Annotated in this window: 17 protein-coding genes; 15 read left to right on the top strand and 2 right to left on the bottom strand. The window is 38.7% G+C overall.

The annotated features are described in order from the left end of the window. The gene (locus tag AB3I00_RS03105) at positions 1-1,440 is read right to left on the bottom strand and encodes a helix-turn-helix domain-containing protein (protein ID WP_024635385.1); all 1,440 of its coding nucleotides are present in this window, start codon (positions 1,438-1,440) and stop codon (positions 1-3) included. A gap of 143 nt (positions 1,441-1,583) precedes the next feature. Between AB3I00_RS03105 and AB3I00_RS03100 the strand changes: the two genes are divergently transcribed. Further along, positions 1,584-1,946, top strand: coding sequence for an MmcQ/YjbR family DNA-binding protein (locus tag AB3I00_RS03100; RefSeq protein WP_104764232.1), 363 nt, complete (start codon positions 1,584-1,586; stop codon positions 1,944-1,946). Between the two features lie 186 nt (positions 1,947-2,132). Here the strand turns inward: AB3I00_RS03100 and AB3I00_RS03095 are convergent, their stop codons facing one another. Then, positions 2,133-2,990, bottom strand: coding sequence for a LysR family transcriptional regulator (locus tag AB3I00_RS03095; protein WP_002287551.1), 858 nt, complete (start codon positions 2,988-2,990; stop codon positions 2,133-2,135). 119 nt (positions 2,991-3,109) lie between these two features. Between AB3I00_RS03095 and AB3I00_RS03090 the strand changes: the two genes are divergently transcribed. The 14 genes from AB3I00_RS03090 (at position 3,110) to AB3I00_RS03025 (ending at position 16,927) form a co-directional block, all read left to right on the top strand. Further along, positions 3,110-4,021 (top strand): ACP S-malonyltransferase, encoded by a 912-nt coding sequence (locus AB3I00_RS03090; protein ID WP_002342790.1) that lies wholly within the window; start codon positions 3,110-3,112, stop codon positions 4,019-4,021. 6 nt (positions 4,022-4,027) lie between these two features. After that, the gene (mdcA, locus tag AB3I00_RS03085; protein ID WP_368024757.1) at positions 4,028-5,674 is read left to right on the top strand and encodes a malonate decarboxylase subunit alpha; all 1,647 of its coding nucleotides are present in this window, start codon (positions 4,028-4,030) and stop codon (positions 5,672-5,674) included. Between the two features lie 101 nt (positions 5,675-5,775). Further along, complete coding sequence (locus AB3I00_RS03080) at positions 5,776-6,075, top strand: malonate decarboxylase subunit delta (RefSeq protein WP_002292523.1); 300 nt, start codon at positions 5,776-5,778, stop codon at positions 6,073-6,075. Further along, entirely contained in the window at positions 6,065-7,741 is a 1,677-nt protein-coding gene (gene mdcD, locus AB3I00_RS03075) for a biotin-independent malonate decarboxylase subunit beta (protein WP_368024756.1), read from the top strand. Before AB3I00_RS03080 ends, mdcD begins: the two co-directional genes overlap by 11 nt. Positions 7,742-7,744: 3 nt before the next feature. Beyond that, positions 7,745-8,338 carry a malonate decarboxylase holo-ACP synthase gene (locus AB3I00_RS03070; protein WP_002292526.1) on the top strand — a complete coding sequence of 198 codons (594 nt, stop codon included), beginning with the start codon at positions 7,745-7,747 and terminating at the stop codon, positions 8,336-8,338. A 23-nt stretch (positions 8,339-8,361) separates the two neighbouring features. After that, complete coding sequence (locus tag AB3I00_RS03065) at positions 8,362-9,447, top strand: acyltransferase (RefSeq protein ID WP_002329651.1); 1,086 nt, start codon at positions 8,362-8,364, stop codon at positions 9,445-9,447. A 21-nt stretch (positions 9,448-9,468) separates the two neighbouring features. Beyond that, positions 9,469-10,338, top strand: coding sequence for a triphosphoribosyl-dephospho-CoA synthase MdcB (gene mdcB, locus AB3I00_RS03060; RefSeq protein ID WP_086286250.1), 870 nt, complete (start codon positions 9,469-9,471; stop codon positions 10,336-10,338). A gap of 111 nt (positions 10,339-10,449) precedes the next feature. Beyond that, positions 10,450-11,214, top strand: coding sequence for a TIM44-like domain-containing protein (locus AB3I00_RS03055; protein WP_086286249.1), 765 nt, complete (start codon positions 10,450-10,452; stop codon positions 11,212-11,214). Positions 11,215-11,480: 266 nt separating this feature from the next. Next, on the top strand, positions 11,481-11,711 hold the full coding sequence (locus AB3I00_RS03050; protein WP_368024755.1) for an AbrB family transcriptional regulator: 231 nt from the start codon (positions 11,481-11,483) through the stop codon (positions 11,709-11,711). Further along, positions 11,711-12,052: a type II toxin-antitoxin system PemK/MazF family toxin gene (locus AB3I00_RS03045; RefSeq protein ID WP_086286248.1), complete on the top strand. Its 342-nt coding sequence runs from the start codon at positions 11,711-11,713 to the stop codon at positions 12,050-12,052. The genes AB3I00_RS03050 and AB3I00_RS03045 overlap by 1 nt, the downstream gene beginning before the upstream one ends. Before the next feature lie 714 nt (positions 12,053-12,766). Next, a complete protein-coding gene (locus tag AB3I00_RS03040; RefSeq protein ID WP_086286247.1) occupies positions 12,767-14,848 on the top strand; it encodes a PTS sugar transporter subunit IIA in 2,082 nt (693 codons plus the stop codon). A gap of 35 nt (positions 14,849-14,883) precedes the next feature. Beyond that, the gene (locus AB3I00_RS03035) at positions 14,884-15,186 is read left to right on the top strand and encodes a PTS sugar transporter subunit IIB (protein WP_002292534.1); all 303 of its coding nucleotides are present in this window, start codon (positions 14,884-14,886) and stop codon (positions 15,184-15,186) included. Between the two features lie 25 nt (positions 15,187-15,211). Further along, the gene (locus AB3I00_RS03030; RefSeq protein WP_002341041.1) at positions 15,212-16,501 is read left to right on the top strand and encodes a PTS sugar transporter subunit IIC; all 1,290 of its coding nucleotides are present in this window, start codon (positions 15,212-15,214) and stop codon (positions 16,499-16,501) included. Between the two features lie 18 nt (positions 16,502-16,519). Continuing rightward, a complete protein-coding gene (locus AB3I00_RS03025; RefSeq protein ID WP_002329646.1) occupies positions 16,520-16,927 on the top strand; it encodes a hypothetical protein in 408 nt (135 codons plus the stop codon). The last annotated feature ends 18 nt before the right edge of the window (positions 16,928-16,945 follow it).

Below are 16,945 nucleotides of genomic sequence, written 5' to 3'. Positions count from 1 at the left end.
CTATAAAAAAGTTTTGAAAGTGAGTTCAGTCAAACGATTGAGCTCATTTTTCGTTGGAATAGAAGAAATGTATACAATAGGGATATCTAGAGAATCCAGAGGGAAATTGGAAATCAAGATATCTGTTTTTTCAAAAGAAATAGTGGAAAGATCGGTTAGTTCGATAGGTAAGAAGCAGACACGTTTTCCCAAGTAATCTTTTAATTCCTGCTGCAAGAACGCCTTCCATGAAGGTTCTCCTTGGAAAATAAAATAGACATTGAACAAATTCGGTTTGATAGAAAAAATCGTTTGTTGGATCAGTAAAGACAAGAGTTGAAGAAAGTAATTTGGTTCATTGATTTCCATTTCTTTTTTTAGATCGTTCAGTAAATTCTCTTTCTGCTGATACAAGTGTGCATATTGCTGATCATACGTCTCTAAAAAACGATGGTATTGGCGTTCCAAAGGTTCAATCAGTATCGGCGATTCATGATATTTTAATACGAGGAGAGCCAAGTTATCAGTCAGAGATGTTTTTTTTAGTTGATCAAGAGACAGCTCTGAAGCTAGTTCCTCTACAAACGTTTCGAGGACCTCTAAAAATGGAGAATGATGCAGGCAGCGAGCGATTTCTTGTCCATAGTTATTGTTGTAATTCCAACTTTCCAGAAAGCAGAAAGAAGCAAAAGAAAGCTCAGTGTCTTTAAGATAAATACCTTCCGTTAAATACAATTTTTTCAATGCAGAGTCATACAGGGAGGAGAGTGTGCTGTTGATATGGATAGAAGAATCTAATCGGCAATTCGCTTTTATACGGATCGTATTGATAAAGAACCAACATGTTCCGAAAATCTCTTCTGTTTCAACAGCTAGTTCAGTTTGACTGAGGTTTCTTAAAAATTGAAAATAATGGGATTCATGGATCGAATAATCCTCGAAAAAATAGTTGTTATGAGTGAAAGGAATCAGCAATCGATGATAGAAAGTACGAATCGCACGCTCTTTTCCAAGAATACAAGCTGTATATTTCGTCAAATCGATCTGCAAGTCGTAACTTGCTAAACGCTGATTGATTTTAGTCACATGTCTTTTCAATGTCCCATAAGAAAGCCCGTGATCCGCTAGAAAATCAGGGACAGCAACTTTTTTTGTAAAAAGCAGATTTTTCAGCAGTTCGACACTGACTGATTGTTTGAAAAAAATCTCCCAAAGGTCATTTGTTAATAAATTTTGATGGTTTTGCAAACTGATCCCTGCTTGATCGCTGAAGATGTCCCAGCCTTCGGGCAGCTGAGAGCGAATAGATTGAAGGTCAGAAAAAATCGTTCGTTCGGTTGTCCCTATGATTTCAGCTAATTCATTTACGGTTATCTTTGTATGATTCAGCAATTGTTCGACTAAAGAAACATGACGTCGAATATCTTTTTCGGTAATGATTTTTTTCATTAGTGAATACATAAATCAGACTCCCTTCTATTCTAAGAATACGGAGAAAATAAACGGTGGTCAAGTTTCAACTGATCTTTCAACCAGTATTCATTTTTCTATTCTTACGTGGTATCTTTGAATAAAGTGAATCAATAAGAAAGAGATGGAAGCAGATGCTAACGAAAAAAGAACTAATCGATCACATCGATGAAACATACAATTTGTCTCCAGAATATATTTTTAAAAAATTTCCTGATTATTGCGTATTCAGACATCAAAAAAGCAAAAAATGGTTTGGGGTCCTGATGTCTGTTCCAGAAGAAAAAATCTATGATGATGCAAGTGACCATATGATCATCGACATCCTTGATTTGAAGGTCGATCCTGAACTTGGCGGAATTTTGCGAGGAAAAGAGGGGTATTTTCCAGCCTATCACATGAATAAAGAACATTGGATCTCTGTTGATCTACGTAAAATAGAAAAACTAGATGAACTAGCAAGTTTGATTGATGGAAGTTTCAAATCAACGCAATGAATTCTAGGAAAAATAGAGAAGAGGTTGTGACAGAAGTGTTTAGCTTCAAGAAATAAGAAGGAATTTACGAAAATTGCTTCTCAAATTTTTGGGGAATTTGGGCTTATTTCTGAAGAAGTTACTTCTGGAACACCGTTTGTTCAAAAAAAGAGCTGCGACAAGAATTTTGTCCCAGCTCTTTTCTTTTTATTTTCCTAAATAAAATTCCCGCATCGTTTTTGCAATCATTTTGATCAAAGGATGATCTTCTGTGAAGCTAGAAGATAAATAAATTGTTCGTGTCAAGGGCAAATCTTTGATTTCCCGCAAGACGAAAGGATCATTTTTATCGTAAGACCAAGAAACTTTTGGGAAAAAGCTAACGGCTAAGCCTTGCTTGACAATAGAACGTAATGTCGCAGGATCATCTGTCGTCGAACTGATCGTCAATTCGATACTTTTCGCTTCAAGTGCTGCATCCAGTGTATGACGGAAGGCATTGCTCTTTGACAGCATCAAGATGGGGGTGCGTTGGATATCTTCTAATTGCAGATGTTCTTTTTTCGCAAGAGGATGTTTCTTAGGAATGGCTACATAAACAGGTTCTTTCATGATAGGAATATTGGTCATGCCAGGCTTCATCTCCGAAGTGATGTATAGTACAGGATCGGTAATATCATCTGGTAAATGATGTTGCATGATCGTTAATTGGATATCAGGATGCTTTTCCATAAAAATTCGGACCAAGTTCGGAATAGAAACAGAAGCTACCTCTAAATACAAAATGACGGAAGTAACGATCTTCTCATTGACCGAAGACAATAATTTGATTCCTTCTTCTAATGTGTCTAATGTCTTGACTGCATATGGATAGAATTCTTCTGCATAAACAGTTGTCTCAATATTTCTGCCGCTATGGTAAAACAAAGGGACTCCTAATTCGTTTTCCAAATGTTTGATCGCACGGCTCAAGGCAGGTTGAGAAATAAATAATTCTTTGGCTGCTTGGGTGACATTTTTTGTTTCGAACACTTTTTTAAAATACTGTAGATGAAGCAATTTCATAATTATCCATCCCATCCATACCTTTTTGTTATGGTTTTTTCTTTTTTTGGCATTTTTTATTATAGCAGAAATTGACTAAGATAGCAGTGGAAAAAGTAAGTGCTAAGGAGGCGAGGCTCATGAGTACAGGTTTCTTATTTCCTGGGCAAGGCAGTCAGAAGTTAGGGATGTTAGCGGATATCCCTGAAATGTACATGGAACGTTTAGAAAATGTGACGGGGTATCGGTTAGTTGATAAAGAAGAAAACTATCAAGATACGGTTTTTATCCAGCTAGCATTACTGACAAAAGCAGTATTTTATTTAGATGAAATGGAAAAAAACGGTATTCAGCCTGATATTGCAGCAGGACATTCAATCGGTGCTTTTTGTGCAGCTGTTGCTTGTCGATCTTTGACATTTGAGAATGCAGCGGAACTAGTCTATCACCGCGCAGTCTTAATGAAAGAAGCTTATCCAAGCGGTTATGCAATGGGCGTAGTAGTAGGTGTGACGAGAAGCGAAGCAGAGAAAATTGTAGCAAAAACGTTTGATCCTGACCACCCAGTCTATCTGTCAAATGAAAATTGTCCGATGCAACATACGCTATCTGGGAGTATCGAAGGTTTATCCGTTACGTTGGCAGAAGCCAAACGGCGCCAAGCGCAAACAGCGAAGCTGCTGAAAGTTCCTGTGCCATCTCATTGTCTCTTGATGAATGATACAGTCAAGAAATTCAAGCCGTATATGCAGTCTGTCCATCTATCTGATGCTAGATGTTTGTATATAAAAAATACGGATGGAAGAGCCACTCAGGACGCAGAAGAGATTCGTAAAGATTTGTTGGAAAACCTAGCTTTCCCTGTGCAATGGAACCAAATGATGGACTTGGCAAAAGAATTAGGAATGGATCTGACGATTGAATTTCCCCCCGGCAATACTTTGACAAAGCTGATTCATACAAAATTTGGTGTAGATAAAGGGATCCGTACGATCAATCTAGACCAACATGGTATTGATGACGCCACGTTTCTATATCAAAAATGGAGATGACTAATTATGGAAAAACCAAACCGCAACTGGGCTTCTAAACGCGAAAAAAAAGCGCAGCGATTGGAAAAAATCAGCAACTTGCTCAATGGCAAGTATGTAGAAACTGAAAAAATCGTAGAAGTAATGGAAAAACTGATTGCTCCCGGCGATAAAGTTGTATTAGAAGGCGACAATCAAAAACAAGCAAGTTTTCTTTCAGAAAGTCTTGAAAAAGTAGATGCAGAAAAAGTGAATGATCTGCATTTGATTATGTCTAGTATCTCACGACCAGAACATTTGAATATTTTTGAAAAAGGAATCGCAAGTAAGATCGATTTTTCTTATGCTGGTGCACAAAGCTTGCGTGTCGCCCAAATGATTGAAGACGGCACAATGAAATTAGGTGATATCCATACTTATTTGGAACTTTATGGACGCTTATTCATCGATTTGATTCCAAATGTTGTTTTAGTAGCTGCAGATAAAGCAGATAAAGACGGCAACTTGTACACAGGTTTCAATACGGAAGAAACACCAACAATCATCGAAGCTGCAGCTTTCAAAGATGGTATCGTGATCGTTCAAGTCAACGAAGTTGTCGATTCTTTACCACGTGTAGATATCCCTGGTGACTGGGTAGACGTTGTCGTGAGAGCAGATCAACCTTATCAATTAGAAGCTTTATTCACACGAGATCCTCAAAACATCACAGAATTGCAAATCCTAATGGCAATGATGGCAATCAAAGGAATCTACGCAGAACACGGCGTACAATCTTTGAATCACGGTATTGGATTCAATACAGCAGCTATCGAATTGTTACTGCCAACTTATGGCGAATCACTAGGGTTGAAAGGGAAAATCGCGAAGAACTGGGTATTGAACCCACATCCAACGATGATTCCAGCCATCGAATCAGGTTGGGTTGAAAGCATCCATAGTTTTGGTGGCGAAGTTGGTATGGAAAAATATATTGCTGCTCGCCCCGATGTCTTTTTTGTCGGTAAAGACGGCACGATGCGCAGTAACCGAACATTATCACAAGCTGCAGGACAATATGCCATCGATATGTTTATCGGTTCAACCTTGCAATTAGATTACGAAGGAAACTCTTCTACCGTAACAAAAGGACGTTTATCTGGTTTTGGCGGTGCGCCTAACATGGGACATAATCCTGGCGGTCGTCGTCATTCTACACCAGCATGGCAATCACTTCGCGACAATGATGATCCATTAGGGAAAGGCCAAAAATTAGTTGTTCAAATGGTTGAAACATATGGTTCAAATAAAAAACCAGTCTTTGTCGAAGAATTAGATGCACTAGCTGTTCAAAAACAAGCAGGCTTAGCCAATGCACCAGTGATGATTTATAGCGAAGATACTACACATATCGTGACAGAAGAAGGAATCGCTTATTTGTACAAAGCAAAAACAAAAGAAGAACGACAAGCAGCAATTGCAGCCATTGGCGGTGTCACACCTCTTGGGATGACAAGCACCAAAGAATCACTAGACCGTTTGCGTGCAGCCGGCATCGTGAAATTACCAGAAGATCTAGGCATCAAACGTAGTGAAGCGAAACGTTCATTATTAGCTGCACAAACCATCGATGATTTGATCGAATGGTCAGATGGCCTGTATGAACCACCAATGAAATTCAGAACTTGGTCATAAAATTGGCGAGGAAAACCTTTTGTCGCCATTTACTCAGATGGAAGAAGAAAGACGAATAAGCAGAACGTGTATGCTCTGTTTTACAAAAAGGGGAGAGATCCATGGAACAATTAGCTTATAAATATCCAACGAAACAGCCGATCAATAAGAAAATCCATGTAGGAGTGGTCGGTTCAGGTGATTTGGAAATCTTGATGTTTCCAACAGAAAAAAAAGAATCTACTGTAAAAATCTGTACAGGAAGCGATGGCTTCGGCGAAGTATGGAACAACGTATTAACGAGATTTTTTGATCGTTATCCAATTTCAGCAGATATCGTGATCAATGACTTCGGTGCTACACCAGGAGTTGTGTACCTACGATTGACGCAAGCAATGGAGGAACTTTCAGATGAAAAATAGTTTTGTAGAATTAAACGCCAGAGAACGAGTGAACGCTCTACTTGACAATGGACGTGAATTGATTGATCCATTCGATCAAATCATCGCGCCAAGTTTGCCAGCACAAGGAATCGTCCCTGAAAGTGATGACGGGATCGTTGTCAGCCGTGGCACGATCAATGGCAAACAAGCAGTAGTAATCGCTATGGAAGGAAAATTCCAAGGTGGCGGTATCGGTGAAGTTTCCGGTGCAAAAATCGTTGCTGCACTCGAACATGTATTAGAAGAAAACAAAAAAGGAAATGAAATCTTTCCAGTCATCGTACTAGATACAGGCGGTGTTCGTCTGCAAGAAGCGAACTACGGACTGTTATCTATTTCAGAAATCGGAAATGTAATCATTGCTCTAAAACAATATGTACCAGTCATCGGTTTGATTCCAGGACGTGTAGGATCATTTGGCGGTATGTCGATTACTTCAGCGTTGATGAGTTATTTGATCGCAACAAAAAAAGCGAGAGTCGGTTTGAATGGACCAGAAGTTATTGAGCAAGAAGCAGGTGTTCGAGAATTTGATTCTAGTGACAAAGACTTGATTTGGAATACATTAGGATCTCGTCAACGGGTAGAATCAAAAATCATTGATGAACTAGTGGCTGATAGTGTAGAAGCAATCAAAGCTGCTGTCATCGCAGCAATGGACGAACGAAAAGACACGCATCGCAGTGAAAGCTCAGCATTTTATTTATCATTACTTGATTCTTTGGATCTTTCAAAACCAATGTCCATTGACGATTACAATGAAGCAATTGCTAACCATCAAGCAAAATCAATGGACTTACCAGAAGTAGCAGAAGGAAATGAACCAGCTGCAGCAAGTGTTGGTTACGATTGGTTTGCGGCACTAACTGGCATGAAAAATCCAACTTCTTCTATTAGTACTGTGTATTATGGTAAATCAAGTAAATTCATAGAAGAAGCCATCGTGACAGCAATCGTACCTGATCCTAAAAACCCGATGTACCGTGTACGAAACGGTGAAGTTGGTTTAGTTGAAGGTTTCCGCATGGGACAAATTTTGAATCGCGTTTACGAAGAAGATAAAGATAAAAAAGTGAAACGGCCAATCGTCGTTGTGATCGATGTACCAAGCCAAGCATACGGCTATAACGAAGAATTGATCGGTATTCATGTGGCTTTGGCTAATAGTGCTGCTGCTTATGCAAAACTCCGTCAAGCTGGACATCCAGTTATTGGATTGATTGCAGGAAATGCTATTTCAGGTGCATTTTTAGCGCATGGATTACAATCAAGCCGCTTGATTGCTTTAAACAATAAAGAAATCACTGTCCAAGCGATGTCTAAAGAAAGTGCTGCACGTGTGACAAAACGTTCGGTTGCTGAAATCGAAGTAGCTGCTGAAAAAGTTCCAGCTATCGCTTACGATATCAATAATTATACAAAACTAGGAGCGATCTATCATTTCCTAGAAGATATCACCGACCAAGCTGCTTCAGAACAAAATGTCAACAATGTCATCGAAGCAATTAATGAAGCCATTCAAGATGTCCGCAATACAAATGACACGATGCTGACAAATCGATACACGAACGAAACAGCCAAAACATTCGGACGTGTCGAAACAAATAAAGTCCGTGCCAAAATGGACGAAGAATGGGATGCATAAAAAATGATTCAAGCACATGATATTGTTCTTTTTGATAAACATGAAATAGAAAGGTTCCCCTTACCTGAATGGGTCGTTCTAACTGAAAAGATGTTCGGAACAGTCCGTCGTGCGTTGACAGATCACGCCGAAATACTACCGATTGGATTACGTGGCCCTGCCCGTAATCAGAGATGGGCAACAGAAATCTCAAAACATGCTGTCAAACAAGTCATTCATCCGTGGGACATCATCGAACAAGAATCGTATAGACAAGAGAAAATCATGGATTATCCTGTTTATCAGCAATTTCATGCTGCTAGAAACATATTATCAGGATGCAAGTGGGGAATCGGCGGCAGCTTAGGATTTGAATTATCAACTGGGATTCCGGCAGTAAAAGAAACCAGTGATTTTGATTTGCTGCTGTACGCAGATTCTCCGATTGAATTGCCAATTCAGGCAATTCGATCGCATCCTGCTTTTTTTGAGCAATTCGATACCCAAGTAGTGACTCGGCAAGGCGGATTTTCACTAAAAGAGTATTTGAGAGAGCCAGAGAAAAAAATTCTATTGAAAACAGTCGAAGGACCTAAATTAACCAAAGAACTTTGGTAATAAAGAAAAAGAGAGAGAAAGAGATGTTTGAAAACAAAAAAATCAAAATCAACGTAAGTGACTTCCAGAAAGTATCAGCTGTAACGGCTGTTATGATGCAAACGATATTGAGCTTTGCTTTGGCAAACAGCCACAGCGCAACAAATACAGCTTTTCTTGGTACCTTTTACGTTATCGTTAAATACACAGCACCAATGTTTATTTTTGCAATTGTCTATAATATGGTAAAAACAAGTCAGCATTTGTCTTATTGGGAATTTTTGAAAGAAAAGTTTTTTGAACTAGTTGTTCCGTATCTTCTATGGACGACGGCTTATCTTTGGCTATTTCCAGCAGTCCAACAACAAACTCCGTATACGGATACTGCAAGCTTTTTACTGAAATATGTGACAGGTGATGGAGCGCCTCATTTATGGTATACCGTGATGATGCTGCAGATTCAATTGTTCATGCCGTTTTTTGTATGGCTCGGTTACAAAGTATTTGCTAATAAAAAATATGTATGGCCAGTATTGATTGGTTCAACGATTTTATATGTTGCATGGTATCTGTTCTATCAAACACAAGTATTGACTGGTCCTTATCATGACAGCTGGTACTTGTTAGATCGGTTTGTTGCTAGTTTCATGATTTACGGGATTTATGGGGTAGCCGCATTTGTTTATCACGAAAAAGTCTATCAATATTTGGACAGAGTACGTTATCTTTTCTTACCTGTTGGCTTAGTTATCGCGTTCTTTTCTGTCCGTTCATTGCTCGCACATCCAGGAGACTTGAGCTTTGCGAATGCGCCTTACTTGAATACGATCCAAAGTTTGTACAGTTTAGTCATCATCTTTGCTGTCTTCATGGGCGCTTCAAAAATGATTGTAAACGATTCGCCAAAATTACCATTGTTCAAATGGTTGTCTGTTTATGCTTACCGTACGTATTTAGCCAATGTATTTGTTTTCCAAGTACTGTTGTTATTGTTTAAAGATAGTTGGCTGCAGTTACCTTCAGGAGTCATGATTCTTGTAGCGTATCTAATGACGGCAAGTTGTGCATTTGCTTTAAGCTGGTTGCTTCACATCATTTGGGCAGCCATCAAAAAAGGGTTCAACAAGTAATAGAAAGAAGGAGTGAGTGTCATGATAAATGACGAACGAAAAAAAGCAGTGACTCAGCAACTCGCTGCGTTGGTAGAGGAAGCATTGCTCGCAGAAGTAACATTAAGCCCAAAACCTGGATTAGTGGATGCACTGGATGCGGGTGCACATTCCGATATGGACTATGCTTTATTTCTTAAGTCTGCGAAGACGCTGACTCCTTTTTTTGAAGAAATGGCTCAAATAGCATGGCAACATGCTATCGATCAGGAGTTAAGAGAAAAGATTGCTGAGATTGGACGGAAAGCGGAAAAAGCGATGTTGATTGCTACAGATGGCATCAATACCCATAAAGGAGCGATTTGGGCAATGGGGCTATTGACCAGTGTGACTGCACAAAAAATCAGTATGGAACAGCCTTTTTCTTTAACGGAAATACTCGGTGATGTCAGCAAGCTTGCTGCTTTTCCTGATACAAAATATCGTCATAAAAAAACCACTCATGGGCATACGGTGAAGCAAAAATACGGCGTAAATGGTGCATATGAAGAAGCAGTGTTGGGTTATCCGCATATCAGGCTTGCAATCCAAGCTGCTAAGGAGCTAGATAATGATTCTGATGTACAGAAACAAATGCATATGTTGTTAGTTTTGATGAGTTCCTTAGATGACACCTGCGTATTGCATCGCAGTGATCAGAAAACGTTAGTGGAAATGCAAAAACTTGCTCATGCTGCTAGTCAAAGTGCTTTACCAAATCGTCCATTTATAGCACTGTTGCACTTTTGTCAGGAAAACCAAATCTCTCCTGGAGGAAGCGCAGATCTTTTGTCTGCCAGCTTGTTCATGCTGAAGATAGAGGAAATATGGGCTGCCAACACATATGTCTGTCCGCTGTTACTCAATGATTAAATTAAGACAAAACTGCTAAAAAAACAGTTTATGCATCTGGTTATTGACTCTTCTTTTCGGCAAGGCTATGATAAAAATAGTTTTTTGTAATAAAAGATAACGAGGAAGACAATGAAAAAAATCAATTATTTAGCAATCATTTTGTTAGTGGGGTTATGTTTGTTTGCTTTGCCGACCCAAGGATTCGCTGTCGCAGGTGGTCATGGCGGCGGAACATCTAGCGGTCGAAGTTCGGGCAGAAGTTCATTTGGCGGTCGTTCATATGGGGGCAGTTATTTTGGCAGTCGTTCTTACGGCAGAGATTCTTATGGGTATTATGGTCCAAGTACAGGTCCTTCTAGTTATGAGCAAACGGGATTTCTTGCATTAGCTGTTTTGTCAGTAGGAGGGGTTTCCGCTTTTTCTATTGTCAAGAATAAAAGACAAAAGAAAAGGCTGAAAGCGGAGATATTGTCCCGCATGTCAGGAACGGTTAAAGAAAAGAAAGCACAGTTTCTGGAAATCCAAAAGATATTCATGAAGATCCAATCCGCTTGGGAAGAAGAAACTCCTGAAAAAGCCAGAAGCTGTTATACAGACAAGCTGTTTGCCGAACATCAGAAAGCTCTGCAAAAAAACAAAGCAGACGGTGTAAGAAATCATACTAAAAAAGTAACTATTCAGGAAGTAGGAAATTATCGACAGATCCACGAGAATAGTTTTGCCATCCGAATTGATTTCAGATGCTGTGATTATTTAGTTGATCGAAAAGATGGACGCTTGATCTCAGGAAGTACGACGCAACGACAGTATTTCTCTCAGATATGGTATTTTGATTTTTCTGAGAAAGAAAAAAGATGGCAGGCCGATTTTATTCAGCCGATTATGCTGGATTGACAAATAAATAAAACAGCTCACTAAAAAGTTGAGCTGTCAGACTGTAGACAAAGGTATCCCTTGCCTCTTTACGAAGAGTGTAGGTTGTTACTTTTGTCTATTTTTGTATAAAAATAGAAAACATTTGTCTCCATTTCTCAGCTGCTAATTTTTCAAAGCGCACCATTTCTCAAAATGCTTTTGATCATTTCTCCATCTAGTTTACAAAGGGTACTTTTGCGTTACTTAGTGTTGTGTAGTATACTTTTATTGAAGAGGTGATGATGATGCTTGTTACAAAAACTAGATTACAAGGAAGTTCTGTAGTGGTTACTTTACCTTCTGATAACGGAAAGAAACCTTCAGAAAACCAAGAATATATCGTTGTATATTCTGATGATGGGACAATTACGTTAGTTCCAAAAATTGAAGATCCATTTAGTGGTGGGGAAGAGGCCGAGTATTATGAGAAAGACGAATGGGAAGATTTAACTCCTGAAGGGAGAGAAAGGTTATAGTGTCAGAAGAAAGAATTTATATTCCTAAAAAAGGTGATATTGTATGGATTGATTTTGATCCCTCAGTAGGAAAAGAAATTCAAAAAAGACGATCAGGACTAGTCGTTTCTCGTTATGAATTTAATCGTAAAACAATGTTTTCGGTCATATGTCCGATTACTTCCACGATAAAGAATTTACCGACACGTTACTCATTACCTGAAGAGCTAGATATAAAAGGACAAGTACTTATTTCTCAATTAAAATCACTTGATTTTAAGGAACGAAGACTCAAAAAAATAGAAAACCTGCCATTGCAAGACATGGCTAAAATTGATCAGATTATACAATATATGTTTTAAGCGTTGTAACTAAACTCTACAATATTTTTATATGCTAAACTTAACAAAATTTTTTGACATTTAAAAAGAAAAGTGACAATAAAAAATAGCATCTAAATAGCAATGACCCCCAAATTTAACTCTTGGGGGGACATTTCAAAAGGGATGAGAAAACAAACATTCTCGTCATATCTGACTAGTGAAAAAGATGGCAGGCCGATTTTATTCAGCCGATTATGCTGGATTGACAGGAAATATTTATGAATGGAGCTGTGACAAAAGTCTTGTCGCAGCTCCTTTTTCGAATAAACGGTGTTCCAGAGATAGCCTATCGGCAATAAGGCACGATTTTGTAAAATATGGGAGGCTATTTTTCAAAATCGCTTCTTATCGCTCAAGGCTGAACATCTCTGTCACAACCTCTCCACTAAATGGTGTTCAAAAGCTTACATTTACGGTAATAAGCTCAACCAAACGAAAAATAGGAAGCACTATTTTTGTTTGGCTGTTCTTCTTACTTGATGCAGGACAGCTTTTTCACAACTTCTTTTTTGTATAGATAGGCAAAATTTTTGTAATAATAGGCGTATGTCTTTTTCGTTGAGAAGTTGAAAAAGCATACGGCTTATTTTTTGTTTGCTAGGCTTACTTTCTTTCCACTTCAAGTGGCAGAAATATCTACTTTTTATTATGTAAGCGGAACCATATACTTGAAATCAGAAGGAGATTATTTCTATGAAAACAAGAACAATTGAAATACTTCACAGAATCATGACAGCCCAATATCCAGTAAAAGCGGAACATCTAGCAGCTGAGTTCAATGTCAGTCAGCGGACGATCCGTCAGGAAGTTCTTGAAGCGAATATCTGGTTGAGCAGTAAAAAGCTTCCGGAAATCAGAACAATTCGCAACAAAGGTTTTTTGTTGAAACTGGAGAATGACAAGCAAGTTCGATTAGAAACTGAAATAAAAGATGTGAAAGACGGCTTTTTGAATCGGCGGGAACGTATTTTTGATTTAGTTTTAGCCATTGCTTACAGCCGAAACCCGATCCATCTAAACAAAAAAGAAGAAGAATTTCAAATCTCTAAAAGTACGTTAGATGAAGATATGAGACGATTACGAGCAACACTGGTCAGTTATGGAATCGAGATCGTTAGTTATGGAAAGCAGGGACTGGTTTATAAAGGTTCAGAACGATCTATCCGTACGATGATCTATGATTTTATCAATCAGAATCTGGGGATGACCGACTTCTTTATGAATCAAGATGCACAACTAACACCGGCTCAAAAAATCTTTTTCCATTATTTTCCTTTAGTGGAAATCAAAAAAATAGAGGAGATCTATTCCAATAAGTTGTTAAAACAAGAAGATGATATTTATAAAAAGCAAATTCTGCTTTTTACATTGATCTGGATCCAGCGAATCAGGAAACATGAATTCATCTCTGCCATTAATTGGAAAAATACAGAAATAAAAGACAGCAGCTTCTCTGCATTTATTGACTACATGATCACGGAATTTCAATTGGACAATGTCCCACAAGTAGAAAGAAATTATCTTCGTTTCACTATCGAGACGTTCAATGCTAGAGATATCTCCAATTCGATTGAGTGGGTACAAGCTCAACTACTAACGATCCAATTGATCCAATTTGTAGAGAACGAGACACACATACCTTTTCATCTAAAAGAAGAAGCTTTATTCGAAAATCTCTATAAACACATGGCTGCGCTGATCATAAGAATCAAGCATGCTATCCAAGTCATGAATCCATTGAAAGAAAACATCCGAACAAATTATTTTCCAATCCACCGCGCAGTCACTCATTTTGTTCCTACGATCGAAGAAGTAATCGGCGGCAAGATACTGGAGGACGAGATAGCTTTTCTTGTCATCCACTTTTCGACGATTGCCAGTGTGATCAAGCGAGACCTGAATTATGTTTATCAATCAGTTGTTGTCTGTAATCACGGCATGGCTACCGGGAATCTGTTAGCAGAAAATCTGAAAGAAAAATTTCCTCAGATCGAGATTACTGCAGTTTTAAGTTCAAAAGAAATCGAATTAGTGGATAAACTGGATGTCGATCTGGTTTTCAGCACCTTTCAATTGAATTATCGCAATAAGCCGCTTTTAGTTATCGATCCAATTTTGACTGAGACGAATATTTTAGTTATAGAAGACTTTTTGAAAAGAAATGAAGAACTGCAGCGGTTAAAACCTAACAGTCATGAATCAACGCAGTTATTCACTCAAATAATCGGTGTCATGGAAGAAAGTGGTGGCCGAGTAGATCGCATCATCTATGGCAAGTTGGAAAAATTATTTGAAATAAACAATCTAGAAATCAACAAAAGGGAGATCCAGCCTATGTTAAAAGATATTTTGACGGACAGCAATATCATGATCAAAGAAAAAGCCGCTACTTGGGAGGAATCGATTGAACGAGCTGCTAAACCATTGGTCAAAGAAAACATTGTTGAAGAACGCTATGTCGAAGCGATGATTCGCGCAGTGAATGAATACGGGCCATATATCGTGATCGGCAAACACATGGCGCTAGCCCATGCTCGACCAGAAGATGGGGTCAATAAGTTAGGAGTCAGCGTAGCTACGATTGAGCAACCAATCGATTTCGGTAATCCTGAAATGGATCCAGTAAAGATTATTTTTTGTTTAGCGGCAGTAGATTCCTACTCGCATCTGAACATCATGAAAGAACTGATCGAACTGATCAACAATGAAGAGAAGTTGGATCGATTGATCGAGTGCACAAATGTTGAAGATTTCAAACAACTGCTTTTTCAGTAGTTGAAAAATAATAAATGATACGGGGGAGAACAAAGATGAACAAATTGAACATTTTATTCGTATGCGGCGCAGGTTTAGGAAGCAGTTTTGCAGCACAGATGTCTGCTGAGGATGTTTTGAACAAATTAGGAGTAGAAGCCAAACTGGACCATTGTGATATTTCTTCTGCAGTGTCCATGAAACCAGATGTGATCATCACAGCAGAAAATTTTCGCTCGCAGTTCGAAAAATTCTCAGTCGATCCTAAAACAGCGATGATCTATTTGAAAAATATTGTCTCGAAAAATGAAATTGAAGAAAAAATCACCCCAGTTCTACAAGATAAGGGAGTTATCTAAATAAAAAAGAAAAGAGGATAAAAACATGGGCGTTATCAATTTTATCATCGAAAATATTTTGACTCAGGCATCGATCACCATTGCATTGATTGCTATGTTGGGTCTACTGCTGCAGAAGAAATCAGCAGGACAAGTCATTTCTGGCACGTTAAAGACACTCCTAGGATTCCAAGTGTTGAGTGCCGGTTCGAGTATCATCGTTGGAAGTTTAACTTATTTCGGGAAAATTTTTACTGAAGGATTTCATATGCAAGGAATCATTCCTTCTATTGAGTCTATCAATGGTCAAGCAATGAATGATTTAGGTTTAGGTAGAGATATTGCACTGACGTTCTTAGCGATTTTTGTATTCAATATTATTTTGGCTCGTTTCACAAAATGGAAGTACATTTTTCTAACTGGTCAAGCCATTTTATGGATGGCGACGATGACGACGGTCTTTGGTTATTTCGCTGGTCTGCGAGGGATCGTATTGATCTTAGTCGGTGGTTTTATCGGAGCTTGTTTCGCCATTGCTATGCCAGCAGTAGCGCAACCAATTATACGTAAGATTACAGGATCGAATGATATTGCTTTAGGGCATTTTTGTACGATTGGATACTTATTTGAAGCTGGTGTGGCTAAGCTTTTTGGTGAGAAAGGTGAAAATAAAAAATCGATTGAAGATATCAAATTGCCCACGCATTTCGAGTTTCTGCAAGATACTTATTTGTCTGTCATGGTCGTGATGGTCCCACTATATATCATCACTGTTTTGTTTGCCGGTGAACCATTCGCTTCTGAATTATCAGGAGATCAAAACTATATCATGTTTGCCTTTTTGCAAGCCATCCAATTCGTAGTAGGTGTGTATGTATTGCTGGCTGGTGTACGTCTACTGTTAGGTGAAATCGTGCCGGCATTTCGAGGGATAGCTATGAAATTAGTTCCTGATGCGATTCCTGCCTTAGATTGTCCAGTTTTCTTTCCCTATAGCCCAAATGCTGTTATTTTAGGTTTCATTACGACAACAATCGGTACGATTATTGCCATGTTCACTTTGCCGATGTTCGGCTTAGCGATGATTTTACCAGGTATGCTAACGAATTTCTTTGCCGGAGGAACAGCGGGGATATTTGGTAACGCAGTTGGCGGACGTCGAGGAGCGATCATTGGCGGTATTGCTCATGGCTTCTTTATTACATTATTGCCTGCTTTGCTAGTAACGATCTTTAATTCGATGGGATTCATCAATGCTACAGCAACCGATGTAGATACAGTAGCCGCCGCACTCTTATACGCTTGGATCTTAAGCCCAATTTTGAAAGCATTTTAATTGAAAGTAGGGAAAATGATGTTCGGATTTTTTAAGAAAAAAGAAAATGAACCAAAAAAAAGATCGATAAAAGAGGAAAAAATCCTCTCGCCAGAAGCGACCGAAAAGATTCAATCAGAGATTACACAATTAAACCAAGAGATTTCAACGACCCAAGAGAAGCCCAAATTAGCGGAACTTTACGAACAAGTTGGACTTAAATTTTCTGAATTGTATGAGAACGATCAAGCCATCCAATATTTAGAAAAGAGCTTGGAAAATAAACAGACGATCGGAGAGGGGTATAAAAAACTGATGAGCCTCTATAACCAGAAGCGTGCAGATGCTGCTCGTGCGGGTGATGATCAAGGAATCGATTACTACATGGGCAAAATGGATGAGATGCGACAAATTGCAAAACAAGTAACGATCAAAGGAAACAAATAAAAAGATAAGGTGGCAATA

Origin of the sequence: Enterococcus sp. C76, assembly GCF_040886985.1 — a bacterium.
GTDB classification, from domain to species: Bacteria; Bacillota; Bacilli; order Lactobacillales; family Enterococcaceae; genus Enterococcus_B; species Enterococcus_B lactis.
The sequence above is the reverse complement of the archived record's forward strand: the minus strand, read 5'-3'. Positions and strand labels throughout refer to the sequence as shown.

Excerpts from the sequence above, each read along its gene's own strand:
- AB3I00_RS03105 (WP_024635385.1), bottom strand. The coding sequence starts at position 1,440 with ATGTATTCACTAATGAAAAAAATCATTACCGAAAAAGATATTCGACGT.
- AB3I00_RS03100 (WP_104764232.1), top strand. The coding sequence starts at position 1,584 with ATGCTAACGAAAAAAGAACTAATCGATCACATCGATGAAACATACAAT.
- AB3I00_RS03095 (WP_002287551.1), bottom strand. The coding sequence starts at position 2,990 with ATGAAATTGCTTCATCTACAGTATTTTAAAAAAGTGTTCGAAACAAAA.
- AB3I00_RS03090 (WP_002342790.1), top strand. The coding sequence starts at position 3,110 with ATGAGTACAGGTTTCTTATTTCCTGGGCAAGGCAGTCAGAAGTTAGGG.
- mdcA (WP_368024757.1), top strand. The coding sequence starts at position 4,028 with ATGGAAAAACCAAACCGCAACTGGGCTTCTAAACGCGAAAAAAAAGCG.
- AB3I00_RS03080 (WP_002292523.1), top strand. The coding sequence starts at position 5,776 with ATGGAACAATTAGCTTATAAATATCCAACGAAACAGCCGATCAATAAG.
- mdcD (WP_368024756.1), top strand. The coding sequence starts at position 6,065 with ATGAAAAATAGTTTTGTAGAATTAAACGCCAGAGAACGAGTGAACGCT.
- AB3I00_RS03070 (WP_002292526.1), top strand. The coding sequence starts at position 7,745 with ATGATTCAAGCACATGATATTGTTCTTTTTGATAAACATGAAATAGAA.
- AB3I00_RS03065 (WP_002329651.1), top strand. The coding sequence starts at position 8,362 with ATGTTTGAAAACAAAAAAATCAAAATCAACGTAAGTGACTTCCAGAAA.
- mdcB (WP_086286250.1), top strand. The coding sequence starts at position 9,469 with ATGATAAATGACGAACGAAAAAAAGCAGTGACTCAGCAACTCGCTGCG.
- AB3I00_RS03055 (WP_086286249.1), top strand. The coding sequence starts at position 10,450 with ATGAAAAAAATCAATTATTTAGCAATCATTTTGTTAGTGGGGTTATGT.
- AB3I00_RS03050 (WP_368024755.1), top strand. The coding sequence starts at position 11,481 with ATGCTTGTTACAAAAACTAGATTACAAGGAAGTTCTGTAGTGGTTACT.
- AB3I00_RS03040 (WP_086286247.1), top strand. The coding sequence starts at position 12,767 with ATGAAAACAAGAACAATTGAAATACTTCACAGAATCATGACAGCCCAA.
- AB3I00_RS03035 (WP_002292534.1), top strand. The coding sequence starts at position 14,884 with ATGAACAAATTGAACATTTTATTCGTATGCGGCGCAGGTTTAGGAAGC.
- AB3I00_RS03030 (WP_002341041.1), top strand. The coding sequence starts at position 15,212 with ATGGGCGTTATCAATTTTATCATCGAAAATATTTTGACTCAGGCATCG.
- AB3I00_RS03025 (WP_002329646.1), top strand. The coding sequence starts at position 16,520 with ATGTTCGGATTTTTTAAGAAAAAAGAAAATGAACCAAAAAAAAGATCG.